At 67.5% G+C, this 19990-nt stretch carries 17 protein-coding genes; 11 read left to right on the top strand and 6 right to left on the bottom strand.

Features of this window, described 5'->3' with window-relative positions; translation table 11 throughout:
• Positions 1–91: 91 nt before the first annotated feature.
• The 5 genes from RQI43_RS11640 to RQI43_RS11620 all read left to right on the top strand — a co-directional run bounded on the left by RQI43_RS11640 (position 92) and on the right by RQI43_RS11620 (position 4173).
• The gene (locus tag RQI43_RS11640; RefSeq protein WP_311275260.1) at positions 92–1594 is read left to right on the top strand and encodes an NCS1 family nucleobase:cation symporter-1; all 1503 of its coding nucleotides are present in this window, start codon (positions 92–94) and stop codon (positions 1592–1594) included.
• Between the two features lie 17 nt (positions 1595–1611).
• Entirely contained in the window at positions 1612–2340 is a 729-nt protein-coding gene (locus tag RQI43_RS11635) for an aspartate/glutamate racemase family protein (protein ID WP_311275259.1), read from the top strand.
• Between the two features lie 99 nt (positions 2341–2439).
• Positions 2440–3051, top strand: a complete 612-nt coding sequence (locus tag RQI43_RS11630; RefSeq protein ID WP_311275258.1) for a hypothetical protein — start codon at positions 2440–2442, stop codon at positions 3049–3051.
• Entirely contained in the window at positions 3044–3424 is a 381-nt protein-coding gene (locus RQI43_RS11625) for a transcriptional regulator (RefSeq protein ID WP_311275257.1), read from the top strand. The genes RQI43_RS11630 and RQI43_RS11625 overlap by 8 nt, the downstream gene beginning before the upstream one ends.
• Positions 3425–3462: 38 nt before the next feature.
• Entirely contained in the window at positions 3463–4173 is a 711-nt protein-coding gene (locus RQI43_RS11620; protein ID WP_311275256.1) for a di-trans,poly-cis-decaprenylcistransferase, read from the top strand.
• 171 nt (positions 4174–4344) lie between these two features.
• Here the strand turns inward: RQI43_RS11620 and RQI43_RS11615 are convergent, their stop codons facing one another.
• Positions 4345–4542 (bottom strand): hypothetical protein, encoded by a 198-nt coding sequence (locus RQI43_RS11615; protein WP_056423954.1) that lies wholly within the window; start codon positions 4540–4542, stop codon positions 4345–4347.
• A gap of 133 nt (positions 4543–4675) precedes the next feature.
• On the opposite strand from RQI43_RS11615, the gene RQI43_RS11610 reads away from it, so the two are divergent.
• Positions 4676–6664, top strand: a complete 1989-nt coding sequence (locus tag RQI43_RS11610) for a PhoX family phosphatase (protein ID WP_311275255.1) — start codon at positions 4676–4678, stop codon at positions 6662–6664.
• 298 nt (positions 6665–6962) lie between these two features.
• A complete protein-coding gene (gene parE / locus RQI43_RS11605) occupies positions 6963–9053 on the top strand; it encodes a DNA topoisomerase IV subunit B (RefSeq protein WP_311275254.1) in 2091 nt (696 codons plus the stop codon).
• 188 nt (positions 9054–9241) lie between these two features.
• Here parE and RQI43_RS11600 read toward each other — a convergent pair whose 3' ends face one another.
• The 5 genes from RQI43_RS11600 to RQI43_RS11580 form a co-directional block, all read right to left on the bottom strand.
• Positions 9242–10072 (bottom strand): outer membrane protein, encoded by an 831-nt coding sequence (locus tag RQI43_RS11600; RefSeq protein WP_056423958.1) that lies wholly within the window; start codon positions 10070–10072, stop codon positions 9242–9244.
• 705 nt (positions 10073–10777) lie between these two features.
• Positions 10778–11575 (bottom strand): formylmethanofuran dehydrogenase subunit C, encoded by a 798-nt coding sequence (locus RQI43_RS11595; RefSeq protein WP_311275253.1) that lies wholly within the window; start codon positions 11573–11575, stop codon positions 10778–10780.
• Positions 11572–12528, bottom strand: a complete 957-nt coding sequence (gene fhcD, locus RQI43_RS11590) for a formylmethanofuran--tetrahydromethanopterin N-formyltransferase (protein ID WP_311275252.1) — start codon at positions 12526–12528, stop codon at positions 11572–11574. Before fhcD ends, RQI43_RS11595 begins: the two co-directional genes overlap by 4 nt.
• Before the next feature lie 52 nt (positions 12529–12580).
• Positions 12581–14224 (bottom strand): formylmethanofuran dehydrogenase subunit A, encoded by a 1644-nt coding sequence (locus RQI43_RS11585; RefSeq protein ID WP_056423966.1) that lies wholly within the window; start codon positions 14222–14224, stop codon positions 12581–12583.
• Positions 14218–15297, bottom strand: a complete 1080-nt coding sequence (locus tag RQI43_RS11580) for a formyltransferase (protein ID WP_311275251.1) — start codon at positions 15295–15297, stop codon at positions 14218–14220. Before RQI43_RS11580 ends, RQI43_RS11585 begins: the two co-directional genes overlap by 7 nt.
• 330 nt (positions 15298–15627) lie before the next feature.
• Here RQI43_RS11580 and RQI43_RS11575 point away from each other — a divergent pair, with 330 nt between their 5' ends.
• From RQI43_RS11575 to mch, 4 genes are all read left to right on the top strand, one after another.
• Positions 15628–16614, top strand: a complete 987-nt coding sequence (locus RQI43_RS11575; protein ID WP_311275250.1) for a beta-ribofuranosylaminobenzene 5'-phosphate synthase family protein — start codon at positions 15628–15630, stop codon at positions 16612–16614.
• Between the two features lie 125 nt (positions 16615–16739).
• Entirely contained in the window at positions 16740–17633 is an 894-nt protein-coding gene (locus tag RQI43_RS11570; protein ID WP_311275249.1) for an NAD(P)-dependent methylenetetrahydromethanopterin dehydrogenase, read from the top strand.
• A 195-nt stretch (positions 17634–17828) separates the two neighbouring features.
• Positions 17829–18998 (top strand): ATP-grasp domain-containing protein, encoded by a 1170-nt coding sequence (locus tag RQI43_RS11565; RefSeq protein WP_311275248.1) that lies wholly within the window; start codon positions 17829–17831, stop codon positions 18996–18998.
• Entirely contained in the window at positions 18995–19981 is a 987-nt protein-coding gene (mch, locus tag RQI43_RS11560; RefSeq protein WP_056423976.1) for a methenyltetrahydromethanopterin cyclohydrolase, read from the top strand. Before RQI43_RS11565 ends, mch begins: the two co-directional genes overlap by 4 nt.
• Positions 19982–19990 lie beyond the last annotated feature (9 nt).

Genomic DNA, 19990 nt, shown 5'->3' with positions numbered 1-19990 from the left:
GTCGGGGGTACTGTCAAGCTGGCACACGCCCTGCTTGAGCGAGCGCCGGTAGGACATGGGCTTCGGCCCTCACACGAAGGGGGACGAACTCATGTCACATAGCGCCTCGATCACCGAGCCGGCCGCGTCCGGAGGTGCCGTTCCCGGTTCCCATGCGGATGTGGTGATCAAACCCGGCTACGACGACCGCCTCACCAACGAGGATCTGGCCCCGCTCAGGAAACAGAGCTGGGGCACCTACAACTTTTTCGCTTTCTGGATGTCGGACGTCCACAGCGTCGGCGGCTACATCACGGCGGGCAGCCTGTTCTCCCTCGGCCTCGTGAGCTGGCAGGTGCTGGTCTCGCTGCTCGTCGGCATCCTCATCGTGCAATTCTTCTGCAACCTCGTGGCCAAGCCGAGTCAGGTCACGGGCACGCCCTATCCGGTGATCTGCCGGGCCTCCTTCGGCGTGAAGGGCGCCAACATCCCCGCCATCATCCGGGGGCTCATCGCGGTCGCCTGGTACGGCATCCAGACCTACCTCGCCTCCAGCGCCTTCATGATCGTCGCCTTGCGCTTCTACCCGGAGCTGAAACCCTATGCCGACGTGACCCAGTTCGGCTTCGCCGGCCTGTCCAGCCTCGGCTGGGCGGCCTTCATGGCCCTTTGGGTGATCCAGGCCCTCGTGTTCTGGCGCGGGATGGAGGCGATCCGCAAATTCATCGATTGGGCCGGCCCCGCCGTCTACGTCGTGATGATCGCCCTGGCGGTCTACCTCGTGGCCAAGGCCGGCGTGGCGAATGTCGGCCTCACGCTGGGCGAGGTGAAGTACCGGGGCTGGGACGCCCTGCCGGTGATGCTCAATGCGGTCGCACTGGTCGTCTCGTACTTCTCCGGGCCGATGCTGAATTTCGGTGACTTCTCACGCTACGGGAAGTCATTTCCCGCGGTGAAGGCCGGTAATTTCTGGGGCCTGCCGGTGAACTTCATCGGTTTCTCGCTGCTCACCGTCATCACCACCTCTTCGACCTTGCCGGTCTTCGGCCACCTCATCATCGATCCGGTGGAGACGGTGAGTAAGATCGACAACACCTACGCGGTGGTGCTCGGCGCCTTCACCTTCATGACGGCGACGATCGGCATCAACATCGTGGCGAACTTCGTCTCCCCGGCCTTCGATTTCTCGAACGTGGCTCCGCAGCATATCAGCTGGCGCATGGGCGGGATGATCGCGGCCGTGGCCTCGATCTTCATCACTCCGTGGAACCTCTACAACAACCCGGCCGTGATCCATTACACGCTCGACATCCTCGGCGCCTTCATCGGTCCGCTCTTCGGCATCCTGATCGCCGACTTCTTCATCGTGCGGAAGCAGCATGTCGTGGTGGACGACCTCTACACGATGAGCCCGACGGGCACGTATTGGTACGAGGGCGGCTACAACCGCGCCGCCATCTACAGCGTCATTCCCTCCGCCCTGGTGCCGGTGCTCTGCGCCGTCATCCCAGCCCTGGGGAGTCTGGCGAATTTCAGCTGGTTCATCGGCGTGGCCCTAGGCTTCTCGATCTATGTCGTCCTGATGCGTAAGACGGCGGTCGCGGCCAAGGCCTGACCGGAGACCGATTCCCTTTGCGCATCCTGCTGATCAACCCCAACACGACCGAAACCGTCACCGATCTGGTCGCCGCGCATGCGCGGCGAGTGGCGGGCGACGCCGTCGAGATCGTGGCGGTCACCGGGCGCTTCGGTGCCCGCTACATCACCAGTCGGGCCGCGTCGGCGATCGCGGCTCATGCCGCCCTCGACGCGCTGGCCGAGCACGCCGAGGGCTGCGACGCGGTCTACCTCGCCTGTTTCGGAGATCCGGGACTCGGAGGCCTGCGCGAGATATCCCCGCTGCCGGTGGTCGGCATGGCCGAGGCCTCGTGCCTCGCTGCCACGGCGCGGGGAGGGCGCTTCGCCATCGTCACCGGGGGCGCCCTATGGGGACCGATGCTGGAGGAGTTCGTGGCGGGCATCGGCCTCTCCGACAAGCTCGCCGCCATCCGCACCATCGCCCCCACGGGAGACCGCATCGCACGGGACCCCGAGGCGGCCCTGGCGGATCTGGCCGCCGCCTGCACCACCTGCGCCATCCGCGACGGGGCGGATGTGGTGATCCTCGGCGGAGCGGCGCTGGCCGGCCTCGCCGAACGCATCCAGCCGCATGTGCCGGTGCCCGTCCTATGCTCGGTGGAAGTAGGGACCCGTGCGGTCCTCGCCGCCGCGATCTGCGGCTTGCCGCCGGGCCAGCCAGCGCCGTCCATCGAGAGCATCGGCCTGTCGCCGGCCCTGGCCGAGCGGCTGGCACAGGAGTGACAGAGCTCCGCACCCGCTGATTCCACGTGCCTGACGGCACTTGCGGACAGGCGCAGGATCAGCTTACTTTGCGATACAAAGTTGATCCGGGAGCATCGGATGTCCGATCTCGATAGAGCCCTCGCCGATATCGTGGCGATCCGCGCGCAACTCGCCCGCGGCGACGCCTTCTGCGGGTTCGGACCCTCCGCCATCGCGGCCACGGGCGTCCTCGCCCTCGGCACCGCCCTGGCGCAGCATGTCTGGCTCGACGACCCGACCGGGCAGCCGCTACTGTTCCTAGGCGGCTGGATCGTCACCGCCCTGGCCTCCGCCGGCCTGATCGGCGCCGAGATGCGAGCCCGTTCGCGTCGCGACCATGCGGGGCTCACCGACACGGCGATCGTGAACGCGGTGGAGCAGTTCCTGCCCGCCGGCGCGGCGGGCGCCTGCCTCGCCCTGGTCCTGGTACAGGTCTCGCCGGAATCCCTGTGGATGCTGCCGGGGCTGTGGCAGATGCTGGTGAGTCTCGGGCTCTTCGCCTCGGTGCGGTCCCTGCCGAAAGGCGTCGCGCTGCCCGGCGCCTGGTACATGGTGGCGGGCCTCGCCGTGCTCATGCTGGCGAGCGCCGACCGCGTCCTCTCGCCCTGGACCATGGGACTGCCTTTCGCCGTCGGCCAGTTTCTGATGGCCATGATCCTCTACCGCGCCCGGGAGGACAGTGATGCGTGATGCTCCCTTCGCGTATGACGGCCTCGACCGGGTCATTCACGAGAAGGCCCGGCTCGGCCTCCTCACCTCGCTGATGGCGGCTCCGAAGGGGCTGGCCTTCGGCGACCTTAAGCAACTCTGCGGCCTCACCGACGGTAATCTCAACCGTCACCTCCAAGTGTTGCAGGAGGCCGGCTTCGTCGAGATCAGGAAAGGGCAGGGCAAGAGTCATAGTGGCACCCGACCGCTGACGACCTGCCATCTGACGCCGACGGGCCGGACTCGCTTCCTCGATTACCTCGCCGTCCTCGAACAGGTGGTGCGGGACGCCGCAAAGGCCGCCGAGATGGCGGCCGAGAGCGCGGGCCTCCCCCTCGTCGCGCGTCCGGCCTGACGCCTGGACTCCGTCTTTTTTTGCCAAGGAACTCTGCGATGCAAAGCGAACAGACGCCCGGCCTGCATGTGGGCATCATCATGGATGGCAACGGACGCTGGGCCTCGGGGCGCGGACTGCCCCGCGCGCTCGGTCACAAGGAAGGCGTCGAGGCGATCCGCCGGGTCGTGGAGGCGGCGCCGAAACAAGCCATCGGCACCCTCACCCTTTATGCCTTCTCTTGCGACAACTGGAGACGTCCGGAGGCGGAGGTCTCCGCCCTGATGGGGCTGCTCCGGCTCTACCTGCGCAACGAGATCGCCCGTTTGGTCGAAAGCGGCGTACGCCTCAGCGTGATCGGCCGGCGCGACCGCTTGCCCGAGGGGCTCGCCGCCGCCATCGGCCGAGCCGAGGCCGCAACGCTCGAGGGGAAGGCCCTGCATCTGCGGATCGCCGTCGATTATTCCGCCCGCGATGCCATCCTCGCCGCCGCGCTCGCCAGCGCCAGCAATCCCGGCATGACCCGCACCACCTTCTCGACCCTGGTGACGGGCGATGCCTGTGTCCCCGAGGTCGATCTCGTGATCCGCACCAGTGGCGAGCAGCGGCTTTCAGACTTCCTGCTCTGGGAGAGCGCCTACGCCGAGCTTCACTTCACCCGCCGCCATTGGCCCGATTTCGATGCCGGAGACCTCAAAGACGCTCTCGCCGCCTACCGCAATCGCGACCGCCGCTTCGGAGGGCTGGCTACCGGGTCCGTGGCGGCCTGAAAAGCTGATCCGACGGTTGGCGAGGCAGGAGGCTAAGGGTCGGGTCAAAGACTACCCTCTCACCCTTCGGCAGGCTGTTTTCCTTGCGATATGATGGTTCGGTCGGCTTGAGCCAGGCATAGCTTCGTCGGCGAGCAGACGGCTCCCTCGACCTTTAGGGCTGCGCTGCCCTCAGACGAAGAAGAGGAAGGCTCCGAAGCTCGCGAGGAAGCCCGCAAGAGACACCGCCGAGAGAGCAAGAAATTTGGAGGATGCCGTCGATCCATCGTCGGCTCCGTCCTCGATCGGCGAGAAGGCACGACCCGCAGCCTGCGACGCGCGGATGAGATCGTCGTGGCGCACCATTCTCAAGGCTGCAGACGGCGCCATGTCGCTCTCCCACCGATCGGCTCTACGTGCGGAAGCGCACAAACCAGAGATTGGTTCCCAATCCGACCCGTCATCGCCCCGCCATGTCCGGCTCCTAGGAATCCGTCACCTAAGTCACAGGACGAGTTCCACCATGACCGAGCCGCTGCGCACCCGCTCGCAGGCCGCCGAAGACGGCGAGGATGCAGGCACGAATACGAGCGGCAACGCCACGTTCGGCGATGTGGTCGCCGCGCGGTTCGACCGGCGCGACCTCCTGCGCGGTCTCCTCGGGGTCGGCGCCATCGCGGCGGTGGTGACGCCCCGCGCGCTCGCCGCCGCCCCGGCTGCGGCGGCGCAGGGACGGGCGACGCCGTTCCCGTTCAAGGAGATCGAAGCGGGTTCGGACACCCACCATCACGTGGCCGAGGGGCACGATGCCGACATCCTGATCCGCTGGGGCGATCCAGTTCTGCCTGGCGCGCCTGCTTTCGATCCGCGGAACCAGTCGGCGGAGGCCCAGGCCCGGCAATTCGGCTATAACAACGACTTCGTCGGTTATTTCCCGATGTCCGGCGCCGCCGATCCGGCGGCGCACGGACTTCTCGTGGTCAATCACGAATACACCAACGAGGAGCTGATGTTCCCCGGCCTCGGCCGCCAGGATATCAAGACCGTCGCGTTCAAGGGCATGAACCGCGAGCTCGTCGATATCGAGATGGCCGCCCATGGCGGATCGGTGATCGAGGTGAAGCGAACGGACGGCAAATGGGCCGTGGTGCCGAACTCGCCTCACGCCCGGCGCATCACCGCGGAGACGGTGATGACTTTGTCCGGTCCCGCCGCAGGCTCCGACCGGCTGAAGACGACGGCCGATCCTGTGGGCCGTACGGTGAAGGGCATGATCAACAATTGCGCCGGCGGAACCACCCCCTGGGGGACGTGGCTCACCTGCGAGGAGAACATCAACTATTACTTCTCGGGCTCCCTCGCCGAGGGTTCTGCTGAGGCGACCAACCACAAGCGTCTCGGCCTGCCCGGCAACGCCTATGCCTGGGGACGCTTCCACGAGCGCTTCGACCTCTCCAAGGAGCCGAACGAGCCGAACCGCTTCGGCTGGGTCGTGGAAATCGACCCGTTCGATCCCGCCTCCGTCCCGACGAAGCGCACCGCCATGGGCCGGTTCAAGCACGAAGGCGCCGCCGGCATCGTCTCGAAGAGCGGCCGCTACGTGGTCTACCAGGGCGACGATGAGCGTTTCGACTACGTCTACAAGTTCGTGACGGACGCGGCCGTAAATCTCGCCGACCGGCAGGCCAACCGCGATATCCTCGATTCCGGCACGCTCCACGTCGCCCGGTTCGATGCCGACGGACGCGGCGCCTGGATGCCGCTGGTCTTCGGACAAGGCCCCCTGACGACGGAGAACGGGTTCCGCTCCCAGGCCGACGTGGTCATCGAGGCACGGCGTGCCGCCGACCTCCTCGGCGCCACCAAGATGGATCGCCCGGAAGACGTCGAGGCCAATCCGAAGACCGGCAAGGTCTATGTCATGCTCACCAACAACGTGAAACGCAAACCCGACGAGGTGAACGCCGCCAATCCGAGGCCCGACAACCGCTTCGGCCACATCGTGGAGCTGACCCCCGACGAGGGCGACCATGCGGCACCGGGCTTCGCCTGGGAGATCCTCGTCAAATGCGGCGATCCCTCCATCGCTACGGTCGGCGCCACCTTCTCCTCCGCGACGACGAAGGACGGCTGGTTCGGCATGCCGGACAATTGCTCGGTCGACGGACAGGGTCGGCTCTGGGTCGCCACCGACGGGAACTCGCCATCGAAGACGGGCCGGAACGACGGAATCTGGGCCATGGAGACGGACGGGCAGGGACGGGGAACCGGCAAGCACTTCTTCCGGGTGCCCAACGGCGCGGAGATGTGCGGCCCCTACTTCACACCGGACGACACCACGTTCTTCGTCGCCGTCCAGCATCCCGGCGAGGCCGACGAGGAGGATCCGAAGGCCGCTCCCGCCACGTTCGAGGCACCTTCGACCCGGTGGCCGGATTTCGACGATGCGATGCCGCCCCGGCCGGCTATCGTCGCCATCACGAAGCGAGGCGGTGGCCGGGTCGGAAGCTGACCGCTCGACCTTTCCAGCTGGACACTGGATCCCCCTCCGTCGCCGTCGAATGGCGGCCCTGTCGAACCGGCGTCGTGGAACTCGCCCCCATTGGGCCGCAACTCCTTCAGAGTGCCAGCAGGGGTACGGATAGCGACCCGGGAAAGGGCAGGGCGTAGCGACCGCGCCGGTCCCTCCGAAATCCAGACGACACAGCGTTAAGGGAATCGGCGCAAGCTGTGCAGGAACACGGGGAGAGACCTCCCGCGCCCTCATGGCGGCGCTTCACGTTTCCGTTTCGTTCCTGTATGGTTGGCACATGACTCAGCGCGAGACCTCACGCCAGGCCGTTGCGGCCCCCGCCGTCGGCCGGCCGAGCGATCTGTTCGCAGGCGGCCAGGCGCCGGTTCGCGGTGCCAAGGCTTCCTCGGCCGCCCGGGCGCCCCTCGACAAGGCGCCCATCGAAACAGCCGAGGCCGGCTACGACGCCTCGTCGATCGAAGTGCTGGAGGGGCTGGAGCCCGTCCGGCGCCGGCCGGGCATGTATATCGGCGGCACCGACGAACGCGCCCTGCACCATCTCTTCGCCGAGGTGATCGACAATTCCATGGACGAGGCTGTGGCCGGCCATGCCAGCTACATCGAGGTGGAACTGGAGGCGACGGGCCACCTCGTCATCACCGATAACGGACGCGGTATCCCGGTGGACCCGCATCCGAAATTCCCCGGCAAATCCGCCCTCGAAGTCATCATGACGACGCTGCACGCCGGCGGAAAATTCGACTCGAAGGTCTACGAGACCTCGGGCGGCCTTCATGGCGTCGGCATCTCCGTGGTCAATGCCCTCTCGGACAGCCTCGAAGTCGAGGTCGCCCGCAGCCAGACCCTGTACCGCCAGACGTTCTCGCGCGGCCACGTGCAGGGGCCTCTGGTGGAGGTCGGCCGGGTGCAGAACCGTCGCGGCACCCGGGTGCGCTTCCATCCCGATGCCGAGATCTTCGGAGCTCTGAAATTCGATCCGCGCCGGCTGTTCAAGATGGCCCGGTCAAAGGCCTACCTGTTCGGCGGCGTCGAAATCCGCTGGCGTTGCGCGCCGTCCCTGATCGAGGGGATGGACGACGTCCCGACAGAGACCGTGCACCGCTTCCCCGGCGGCCTGCGCGATTATCTCGCCCGCGATCTCGAGGGCAAGGAACTCGTCACCGATGCGGTTTTCGCCGGCAAGGTGACGAAGCCCGGCGGCCATGGCTCCCTCGAATGGGCCGTCGCCTGGATGGTGGTGGAGGACGGGGTCTCGCACTCCTATTGCAACACCATCCCCACCGCCGAGGGTGGCACGCATGAAAGCGGCCTGCGCGTCGCCCTGCTGCGGGCCCTACGCGAACATGCCGAACGCGTCGGCCAGGCTAAGCGCATGACCTCCGTCACAACGGATGACGTCATGGCGACCTGCGCCTCGATGCTCTCCGTCTTCATCCGCGAGCCGGAATTCCAGGGCCAGACCAAGGACAAGCTCGCCACCGTGGAAGCCTCGAGGATTGTCGAGACGGCGATCCGCGACGCGTTCGACCATTGGCTCGCCGCCTCCCCGGCCCAGGCCAACAAACTTCTCGACTGGGTGATCGACCGGGCCGAGGAGCGCCTGCGCCGACGCCAGGAGAAAGAGGTCGCGCGCAAATCCGCGACCCGCAAGCTACGTCTGCCGGGCAAGCTCGCCGATTGCTCCAAGGCCGGTACGGCCGGCTCGGAAATCTTCATCGTCGAGGGTGATTCCGCCGGCGGCTCGGCAAAGCAGGCGCGCGACCGCGCCAGCCAGGCGATCCTGCCCCTGCGCGGCAAGATCCTCAACGTGGCCTCGGCCAGTCGCGACAAGATGGGCGCCAACCAGCTCATCTCCGACCTGACCCAGGCGCTCGGTTGCGGCACGGGCAACAGCTACAAGGGCGAGGATCTTCGCTACGAGAAGGTCATCATCATGACCGACGCCGATGTCGACGGCGCCCATATCGCATCCCTGCTGATCACCTTCTTCTATCGCCAGATGCCCAAGCTCATCGACAAGGGCCATCTCTACCTCGCGATCCCGCCGCTCTACCGCCTCCAGCACGGCGCGAAGACGGCCTATGCCCGTGACGATGCCGATAAGGAGCGGGTCATCAAGACCACGTTCAAGGGTGCCAAGGTCGAGATCAGCCGCTTCAAGGGGCTCGGCGAGATGATGCCGGCGCAGTTGAAGGAGACGACCATGGACCCGAAGAAGCGCACCCTTCTGCGCGTCGCGGTCCTCGACGAGGCGCGCGTCTCCACGGGCGACGCCGTGGAGCGGCTGATGGGCAACAAGCCCGAAGCCCGCTTCGCCTTCATCTCCGAACGCGCCGCCTTCGCCGACGAGGCCGTGCTCGACATCTGATGCCGAGGGCGGGCTGAGGCGGGCTGATCGAGGTCTGGCATGAGACAGGGGAAGCACCGCTTCCCCGTCACTGTGCGACGAACTCATACCAACGCAAAAAACCCGGCCGCGAGGCCGGGTTTTTCGTTTGGACGATCCTGAGAGCCGCGCAATCCTCGCGGAGGACTGCGCGGAGATCATGGACGATCCTAGTAGGTGCCGAACTTGTAGTTCAGGCCGGCGCGGACGACGGCGAACTCGTCGTCGCGACGACCGCTGCTGATCGACTGCACGACAGCGTTGTTGGCGGCGGTGTTGATGATGAAGGCGCCCTGGTTGCGGGTGCCGCGATCGAGGTTCACGTACAGGCCTTCGACCTTCAGCGTCACAGCGGAAGCGCGGAAGAAGTTGAAGAACGAGTCGGTGGGGAGAGCGTATTCGATACCACCGCCGACGGCGTAGCCGGTGCGGAAGTCGTCGTTGCCCTGGAAGCCGCCGAAGCTACGGTCGGTGCTGCCAGCACCGTAAGCGAAGCCGCCGGTGCCGTACACGAGGGTGCGGTCGAAAGCGTAGCCGAGGCGACCGCGGACGGTACCGAAGAAGTCGAGGCTGGAGAGGCCACGCGGGTCGTTGATGGCGAAGCCGGGAGCGGCAACGACGCCCGAGTCACGACGCTTGGCGCCGAAATCGAGGTACTGGGCGTCGGCTTCGATACCGACGACCACGCCCGAACCCGGGGTGAACTGGTAGTTGTAACCGATCTGCGCGCCGCCGGAGAAGCCGTCCTGGCTGTCCTTGCTGAACGTGGCGACCTGCGGGGTGCCAGCGGCGGTGAAGCGGCTCGCCACCGGGAAGGAGTTGGGGCCTTCCTTGCCGGCGTCGAAAGCGTAACCGGCGTTGATACCGGCGTAGAAGCCCGTCCACGTGAAGACCGGGACCGGAACGAAGACCGGCGGAGCGGCGCGACGGGGAAGGTCGGCGGCCGAAGCGACAGCAGTCAGGCCGGCGAGAACGGTCGTAGCGAGAAGCAGTCTTTTCATTGTGTGTCTGGTCCTGATGGGCATTAAGCCTGAGCGCTTGTAGGCTTGGTCGGGCGTGAGGTCTGTCGCATTCCTGCAACAACATCCATCGAATACAGCAGCAGCCGTCAACGAAGGGTAAAGGTTAGACTCAGGTGAGGAATTGGGAATCGGCCACGTGTTCTGGCGCACCTGAGGGTATTTCTCCTTCAGAGCGACCGATGATCCAGATCCACCGGTGCGACATCCGCTCCACACCTTCTACAACCATTTGTTAATCAGAATAATTATGCATCATTCAGATCAGCAACAATGATCACTGTGATGTTCGCGAGAACGGTGTCCGGCTTTCAAGGGGACGACGCCGCTCCTGCATGGAAGCGGGGCCTGGCAAGTAAATGCAGGATTGGGAGTCGCGCAGGTGCGGCGGTCCCGAGGCTCGCGCCGTGGAACCCGGTTTTCGGGTCGCTGCGACGCCTAGGCGGCATGTCGCGAACGGAGCGATCGTACCGATCCGGCGTCTCGTCTCCGACGAAACGAACCTTGCGAGCCATGATCTGAGCGATCCGGGCTTCCCGGCCAGCGCCGTGGCCTATGCGTTCAGAGCCCCGGAGAATGAGGGCGGGGCGATCAACGGTCGATCAGCAGGATCGCACCGGGCTAACGGATACGTGATGACTCCGCCGACGGCGCAGAGCGCCGCCGGCAAGGGACCCGCCCGGTTTCTCAGGCGGCCGTAACCCAGAGCTCACCCTTGCCGAGGGTGGCGAGATCGCCGGAATAGCGCTTGAGCGCGCCCGCCGCGAGGTCGGCATGGGCGGGGCTGAGGGCGCGCAGTGATCGGGCGAGCAGGCGCAAGAACACGAGATCGTGCGTCCCAGTCTCGACGAAACTCGGGCTCAGGGCACCGTGTCCGCCTGCGAGGATCGTCCCACGCCGCATGCCGTAGCCCGGATGGTCACCCACCGAGAGGGCCGCGATCGTACCCGCGATCATCCGCGATCCGGCATGAGCCCCGGCGGATCCGACCAGGATCAGCCCGCGCCGCATGCGGTCGCCGAGATAATCTCCGGCCGAGCCTCGGATCACCAGCGTGGCGCCGTCGAGCCCGGCCTTGGCGGCATAGACTGCGCCGCCCGCATGATCGCCGGCATCCCCTTCGATGGTGATCGTGCCGCCCTTGGCACCCGATCCGGCATAGGGGCCGGCCGATCCCGTGACCGTCACCGAGCCCGATGCCATGCCTGCGCCGAGGCGCTGGCCGACATCGCCGACGACCCGGATCGAACCGCCGCTGAGCGAGGCACCAATGCTGTCGAAGCGGGATGACCCGCCCTCGATGGTCAGGCTGTCGGAGCCGTCGAGGCTGATCGCGAAGACGTCGCCCAGCGTCAGGCCGCGTCGGCTGGTGCCGATGGGGAGCCTGGCCGCTTCGGCCTCGGAGAGGCCGCTCAGGGAGAGCGGATTCACATGAAGGAAATCGAGCCGCTCCGGCGGCTCCTGGCGCAGGGTGAGGGTGCTCATGCCGCTCCAGCCTCGCTCGCCGGCTCCTTCGAGAGCAGGTCCTTCAGGTGATAATGGTGGCGGCCGAGATTGCCGCCGTAATTGCCCGCCGTCACTGCGACGAGCCCGCGCGCGGCACCCGCCTCGGTCGAGGCATGGAGCGCCGCGCGCATGGATTCGGCCACTGAGCGGGATGTGAGCCCGTCGATGACGATCTCCAGCACCACGCCGACCTCGGCCGCGAGTTCGGAGCCGGCCCGGCCCTTGAGGGTGGGGCAATAGGCGTCGTTGGTGGAGGCCATCATGCCCTTGGTGCGCGCGCCGACCTTCGAACCGGAGCGGACGATGCCGCCGGGGAAGGGCAAGATCACGTCCGCCACCGAGCGAGCGGCATCCACGGCGATCTCCGCGACCTTGAGGGTCTCGGCATGGTTGCGGCCGAGGAACAGCAGGTTGCCGCCGCCCACCGCGCCGTCCACCGCGCGGACGAAATCCTCACAGAGGAACTCGCCGTCCATCACCGGCACGCGCCAGTAGCGCCGCGCCTTGCCGGAGACGGGGTCGGTCAGACGCTTGGCCACCGCGAACCCGTCACCGAAATACCGGATCGCGCCGCCGAGCTTGATCTTGTGAGGCCCGTCGACGCCCGCATAGCAGGCGGTGCCAGGACAGGTGAGGATGCACTGGCCGACGCGCTTGAGGAGCTGGTCCTTGAGACCGTTCGGCTCGAAGCCGAACAGCAGTACGCGCACGCCGGGGCGGCCGTCCGGAGTCTCCTCCGGCGAGAGCTCGCAATCGATCCCGGCCTCGGCGCCGCAGCCGATCACCGACGTAGCGAACCCGGTCATGGTCACGGCGGCGATCATCGCCCATTTGGCGGTGTCGTTGGTGATGATCAGCGCCGTACCGGCGACGTCGAACGCCTCGGCGAAGGTGTCGATCACCGGAATGCCGTTGAGGGTGAGGTCAGCCATGGTCAGTCACCCATCCTCACGCGACGCATCGTCTTCGAGCCCTGCAGGATCTTCATGCGCGACATGCCACGTCCTCGAACACGTCGCCCGCGGGGAAGGCCGCGTCCGGCACGGTGAAGCTGTCGAGGCCGGTGCCGAAGCGAGCGTCGAGATAGGCGTCGGCGCGCGTCACCATCGCCTTGTCGGATTCGACGACGAGCTCCAACGTCCGGCCCGAACGCCAGTTCACGATCTCGCCATCCTCGACGATGACCTCGCCGTCCTTCAGGACGAGTCGGGCACGGGCGAACATCGCGGTCCGGTTCTTGTCGTCCCGGTAGATTGCGACATCGGCGCGGGCGCCCTCACGGAGATGGCCGCGATCGGCGAGGCCGAGGAGCTTGGCCGGGCCGGACCGCGTCAGCTGGGCGATCTCGGAGAAGGAATATTCCCGCTCGATTCCGCACAGGCCGGACCGCTCGGCGATGACCTTGTGCAGGCCGGCGATCTCACGGTCGCGCTCCTCCTTGTCCATCAGCAGATGGATGATCCGCGGATATTCGGTGAAGGGGCCGCCATTGGGATGGTCGGTGGTGAGGATGGTGCGCTCCGGATCGCCCGACAGCAGCATCAATTCGAGGCCGATCGCCCATTGCAGGGAGCTGACCGGGCCGCGCGGCTTGTACAGGAACGGCACGATGCCGCCGCCTTCCGCGTCGCCCGCCGTGATGATCCACTTCTTCGGGTTCGCGCCCTTGCGGCCGGCGAACTGGCGGATCACGTCCAGCGAGATCGTCACGGTCTGGCCGAAGGCGACCTGACCCACGTCGAACGTTGCGTTGGGGTGCCGCTCCATCGCCTCCGTGATTCGCTCGGCCGCAGAGCGGAAGCCGCCGGTGGCCGGGTTGGCGGGATCGGCCGCGCCATAGGCATAGAATTGCGCATGGGCGAAGTGGATACGCCGTCCCTCCGCCGCTTCCATCGTCGCCACGAACGAATCGTCGGCGCCGGGAATGCCGAGATTGTTGGCATGGACGTGGAGCGGGTGCGGGACACCGATCTCCTCCACCGCGTCGAGGAGGGCGTTCATGATCTTGCGGGTGGTGAGCCCGTAGACCGGGATCTCCTCGTCGAGGCTGAGATTGAGCATCCCGTCCTTGAAGGCCGATGCGCCTCCCGCATTGATGCACTTGACGCCGAGGCCCCGCGAGGTCGCCACCGAGAGGGCGACGAGGTCCCGCACCGCCGCCTTGCCCTCGCGCTGGCGCAGCAATTCGAGGAGCTGGTCATCGTTGCCCATCACCGTAAGGGCGCCGCGGTCGAGCAGCGGGATGTCGGCGAGTTCGAGCTGCGTCGCGAGCGCGTTGGTCGGCGGCATCGCCGGCTCGACGGCGACGGTGTAGCCCATCCGCGCGTAATTGGCGCCGATCCAGGCGGCGGAACCGCCGGCATGAGCGAAGGGATGGCCTTCTGGCGCGGCCTCGCTGGCATAGAGATCGGGCAGCAGCAGGCGGCTCATCACCACGTTGCCACCGGCGATATGCGAATGCACCTCGACGCCGCCCGCCATCACGACGCAGCCGGAAGCATCGATGGTCCGGTCGGGCTTGCGCTCGGAGGCGGCGACGACATGGCCGTCCTCGATCCAGACATCACCGATACCGTCGCGGCCGGCGGTAGGATCGACGACCCGGCCGCCCTGGATCAGGATCAGCATGAGACGCCCTTCTTCTGCGTGAGGCGATCTTGGATGGCGGCGAGCACGCCGGCCGCCGTGAGGTCGGCCGGTTGGCCGACGGGGGGCGAATAAGTGATCGCCGCGCGACGCTCGTTCCACAGGGCGCCGCCGGCGGTCTCGCCGGGCACGCCCACCGCGATGACGATGTCGGCGACGTCGCCGGTAGCCTCGGGGCTGCCCTCGCCGACAATGGCGATGGTCGGCAGGCTGCCGAGCCAGTCCGGGCGTGGAGCAGGGATGGCGGCGAGCCACAGGGCGGCATCGACTTCACCGGCGGCCACCTGGCGCGCGCTATCGAACCGCCAGGGATCGTGCTCGGGCAGGTCGCGTCCGAAACCGACCCGCGGCGGCTGGCCGCTGGTCCAGGAGGCGAGCTGGGTCACGGCACGCCCCTGGAACCCGTCGGAGATGGAGAGCGCGAAGAAACGCGTCAGGTCGTTGAGGTCGCGGACCAGACCCTGCAGCATCTCCACGCCGAGCTCACCGAGCTCGGCCGCATCGTAGAGAACGACGCCGTATTGCGCGGTCGTGAGACGACGGGCGAGGTCTGCAAAGGCCGCTTCGCCGGAGAGGTTGCCCTTCACGTAAGCGCGCAGATGCGCCACCGAGACGGCGAGCCCGCCGGTATCGGCGGGATAGGCCACGTGCCGCGTGGCTCCGTTGCCGGGACCGCCGAGGGAGAGCAGCGTCCGCTCGGAGCCGGCGGCGCGGCCGCGCACCGGCGCGGAGGAGGCGATCTCCTGCACGATCGGGCGGTCCCACGGCCGCAGGCCGACGACCAGCACGGCATCGGCCCGGCCGATCGCCTCGGCCGGCGTCGTGTTGAGGTTACCGAACTGACTGAGAGGACCGAGCTCCGCATAGAGTCCGTCGCCACCGGCGGGATCGACGGAGGCGCCGATCAGTCCAGCCAGATGATAGGCCGCCCTCACCGCGCTCGTATCCGCACTCAACCCCGTGACGATCGGGGTCTTCGCTGTGGCGAGGAGCGTCGCGGCGGCCTCCACCGCCGCGCTCACGTCCACCGCACCACCCTTTACCCAGGCAGCCATGCCTTCACCTTGGAGAACGAGGGCCCGGCACGCGCTGTGTTCAGCGTCGCGCACGGCGGGACTGCGCCAGTCCATTCCTAGTGGGCCGGCACGTTTGCATCGCGGAGACGTCGCAAGCAACCCCCCACGCTCGCCGCTTCGGGGCAATCGCATGGAGGCAATGGGGTTCGAGATGGCGGGCGGTGCTTGCGAGCGGTCGGCCCTCCGTGGGAGAAGCCGGCAACCGGGCCGTCGTCTCGAGCGCGGTTTTGCTCCCGCCACCGACCGACGGGACGAGGATGCGGCTGACACGCGCCGGGACGGGAGCGTGTCACGATAAAGGAGCTCGCCGTGGACCGGATCGCCGACGAACGGCCTCTCAGCCAGGAAGCGGCGACACGCGGCGCAGTCCGGGTGCATGCACCCGCGCGCCTGCATTTCGGGTTTCTCGATCTTCATGGCGGCCTCGGCCGGCGCTTCGGGAGCATCGGCCTCGCGGTCGACGCCCCCTCCATCGATCTCACCGCGAGGCCGGCGGCGGCGCTCCGGGTGAACGGGTTCGAGGCCGGGCGCGCCAGGGGCTATGCCGAGGCAGCGGCGCGCCATCTCGGCATCGCAGGGCACGCCGCCTTGCAGGTGGACCAGGCGATCCCCGCCCATGCCGGTTTCGGCTCGGGCACGCAGCTCGCGCTGAGTGTCGCCGCGGCGCTGGCCGCCCTCGACGGCCGTCCCTTTTCACCCGACGCCTTCGCCGATGCCCTCGACCGTGGCAACCGGTCCGGCGTGGGCCTCGCCGCCTTCACCCAAGGCGGGCTGATCGTCGACGGGGGCCGAGACGCCAGCAATGGCCCGCCGCCCCTCATCGCGCGTCTCGCCTATCCTGAAGCGTGGCGGGTGCTGCTCATCCTCGACGAGGGCATGACGGGAGTGCATGGCACCCGTGAGGTCGAGGCTTTCCGTGACCTGCCGCGCTTTCCGGAGGCGCAGGCGGCCGAGATTTGCCGCATCGTACTGATGCAAGTGCTGCCCTCCGTCGCCACGGCGGAGCCGGAAGGGTTCGGGGCTGGCATCACCACCATCCAGCGGTTGATCGGCGACCACTTCGCGCCGCATCAGGGAGGGCGCTATGCGAGCCCCGCCGTGGCGGAGGCCCTGGCGGCGATCGCCGCCAGAGGGGTGGCCGGCTACGGCCAGAGTTCATGGGGGCCGACCGGCTTCGCCCTCCTGGCGTCGGAGGCCGAGGCCCAGGCGCTCAAGGCCGACCTCGAACGTCCCGGTTCCCTGCGCTTCGTGATCGCGCGCGGACGCAACAGCGGCGCCTCGGTCACGCGACTTTAAGGGAACCTGGCGCATAAGCGACGCTTGACCATGCCGGCCCAGGCCGGTTCTGGATGTAGACGTGAAAGAAACCATGCGAGAGGCGACCCCGCGAGGGAGTCGGACACTTGCGGAGGAGACAGACGATGGCCCGTTCGATTCTGCATATGCTGACGCCCCTCAAGCATATGAGCCCGTTCGACGTGAACATGGCTGTGGATGCTGGCTTCGAGACGATCGCAACCTATACGGACGTAACCCTGCCGGACGTGACCTCCCTGGTGCAGGATTCGATCTTCTCCCGCTCGCCCCAGGACGGTACGCGCACCAGCATCTTCATCGGCGGTAAGAATGCCGAGGACGCCCTCGACATGATGGACCGGGCGAAGAAAGCCCTGGTACCGCCCTTCGCCAATCACATCGTGGCCGATCCGGCCGGGTCCTTCACCACCGGTGCCGCCATGGTCGCCGAGGTGACCCGCGCCCTCAAGGCGAAGTTCGGCACCGACCTGAAGGGCAAGCGCATCGTCATCTTCGGCGGAGCCGGCGTCGTGGCTTATGTGGCGGCGGTGATCGGCGCGCTGGAAGGCGCCAAGACCGTCCTCGTCGGGCATGATGGCGAGGAGCGTGTCAGCAAGATCGCCTTCACGATGAAATGGCGCTTCGGCATCGATGTCGGCGCCGTGGACGGCTCCACCGGCGATGCGCGCCGCGCCGCCATCGCCGAGGCCGACTTGATCCTCTCGGCCGGCCCGGCCGGCGTCCCGATCCTGTCGGCGACGGATCTCGAATCGGCGCCGAAGCTCCTCGTCGCCTCCGACGTGAACGCAGTACCGCCCGCCGGCATCGCTGGAATCGACGTGAACGCCAAGGACGTGGCGCTGCCCACGGGCAAGGGTATCGGCATCGGCGCGCTCGCGGTCGGCAACGTCAAGTACCAGACCCAATCGCGCCTGTTCCGCCAGATTCTCGCTGCCGACGAGCCCCTCTGCCTCGATTTCCGCGACGCCTACAAGGTCGCCGTCGAGGTGGCGGGCTGACGGGCACTCATCTGCTCGCTCAATCCTACCCATGACCTCCATCCTGAGGTGTCCGCGAAAGCTGGCCTCGAAGGAGGTCTCCAGCTCCCGCCGAGCAAACTGGAAGCCTCCTTCGAGGCCTTCGCTTCGCTCGTCGCCTCAGGATGAGGCAGGGTGGTGGGAGCAGCGTAGGAGTGATCCGAAGCGATCGCCGCAATGGCAGCATCATCCGAACGGCGTCCGTCCCAGGGTGACGCACTTCTCATCGCCGCCCAGTCCGGGCGCGCCCTGGCGCAGGCCGCGCGCAGGGCGGGCCTGCGCCCCTATGTCCTCGACCTCTTCGGCGATGCCGACACCCGCGCTCTCGCCGAAGGCTATCGCCCCGCCGAGGGCCGTTTCGGCGAAGGGCTGACGGGGGAGGGCGTTCTGGCCGGGCTCGATGCCCTGGCCGCCAAGACGGACAAGCCACCGATCGGACTGGTTCTCGGCAGCGGCTTCGAGACCGCCCCGGACCTGATGGAGGAACTGGGCCGGAGCCACAGGCTGCTGGGGGCCACGCCCCGCTCGGTCCGGGCCCTGAAGGATCCGTTCGCCTTCGCCGCCCTCTGCGCGCGGCACGCGATCCCCCATCCCGAAGTGACACGGGACCTTCTGGCTGACAGATCGGGCTGGCTGGTCAAGCGTGCCGGCGGGTCCGGCGGCAGCCATATCCGCCCCGCGGGCATGGGCCGGGCCCCACCCGGCGCCTACTTCCAGAGTCGCGTCGATGGAAAAGCCCATGCGGTCGCCTTCCTGGCCGACGGGCGCGAGGTGGCGATCCTGGCGGTGACCGAGCAATGGAGCGCGCCGTCTGCCTTACGCCCCTTCCGCTATGCCGGTGCGCTGGAACGGGCGGCCCACGAGCCGCCTTTCCTGGCCGCCCCCGCCCTCGACGCGATCACGGCGGCGATTGGTAGCCTCGTCGCCGCGACGGGGCTTCGCGGCCTCGCCAGCGCCGACCTCCTCGTCTCCGAGGCGGGATGGTGGCTCACCGAGATCAACCCGCGCCCAGGAGCCACGCTGGACATCCTGGACCGACGCGACACGCCACTGCTGACCACGCATATCGACGCGAGCCTCGGCGTTTTGCCGCGAATCGAACCAGCACCGGTGGATGCGGCGGCCACGGAAATCTGGTACGCGGCAGCCGGCTACGCGCCGATGCCGCCCCTCGACTGGCCGGATTTCGTTCGCGACCGCCCACAATCCGGCGCCCCCGTGGCACGCGATGCACCGTTATGCACCGTGTTCGCCCAAGGTCCGGACTCGGCCGCCACCCGAGACCTATTGCGTGTCCGGGCCGCCACTCTGCGGACCCTGCTCGCCCCGACGGAGGAAGCCCGATGACCACCCATCCCCCCGCCACGCTCCGGACTACGCCGAGCCTGAACGCCCTGTCCGCTCCCCTCGTGGAGAAGCTGGTAGCGGACGCCGAGGCCCTGCGCCTTGCCGTCACCACTGAGAATGGCGCACGCATGGTCGATGCCGGCGCCACCGTGCGCGGCTCCATCGAGGCCGGACGGCGCATCGCCGAGATCTGCCTCGGCGGCCTCGGCACCGTCTCGATCGTTCCCACAGGACCGATCGCGTCCTGGCCCTATTCCGTCGTGGTGCATTCCGCCGATCCGGTTCTGGCCTGCCTCGGCAGCCAGTATGCCGGCTGGTCGCTTGCCGACGAGACCGGGGATTCCGGTTTCTTCGCCCTGGGTTCCGGCCCCGGCCGTGCCGTCTCGGTGGTGGAGGACCTCTACAACGAGCTCGGCTACCGTGACACGGCCAGCCGAACCGCCCTGGTGCTCGAAGCCGCCGGCGGACCGCCCGCCTCCGTCATCGCCAAGGTCGCCGAGGCTTGCGGCCTGTCGGCCGAGGCCCTGACCTTCATCTACGCACCGACCCAGTCGCTGGCCGGCTCGACACAGGTCGTCGCCCGCGTCCTCGAAGTCGCCCTGCACAAGGCCCATACCGTGGGCTTCGACCTACACAAGATCGTCGACGGCATCGGCTCGGCCCCGCTCTCGCCGCAGCATCCCGACTTCATCCAGGCCATGGGCCGCACCAACGACGCCATCATCTATGGCGGCCGGGTGCAGCTCTTCGTCGAGGCCGACGAGGCGGATGCCAAGCAGCTGGCCGAGCAGCTTCCCTCCACCACCTCCGCCGATCACGGGGCGCCCTTCGCCGAGATCTTCGGCCGGGTGAACGGCGATTTCTACAAGATCGACGGCGCGCTCTTCAGCCCGGCCGAGGTCATCGTCACCTCGGTGACCACCGGCAAGAGCTTCCGCGGTGGCCGGCTGATGCCGGAACTGGTGGAAGCCTCCTTCAGCTGAGGCCCATCA

It is taken from the genome of Methylobacterium sp. WCS2018Hpa-22 (assembly GCF_031843785.1).
Taxonomy (GTDB): domain Bacteria; phylum Pseudomonadota; class Alphaproteobacteria; order Rhizobiales; family Beijerinckiaceae; genus Methylobacterium.
Note: the sequence above shows the minus strand (reverse complement) of the source record. Positions and strands in the feature narration are given on the sequence as shown.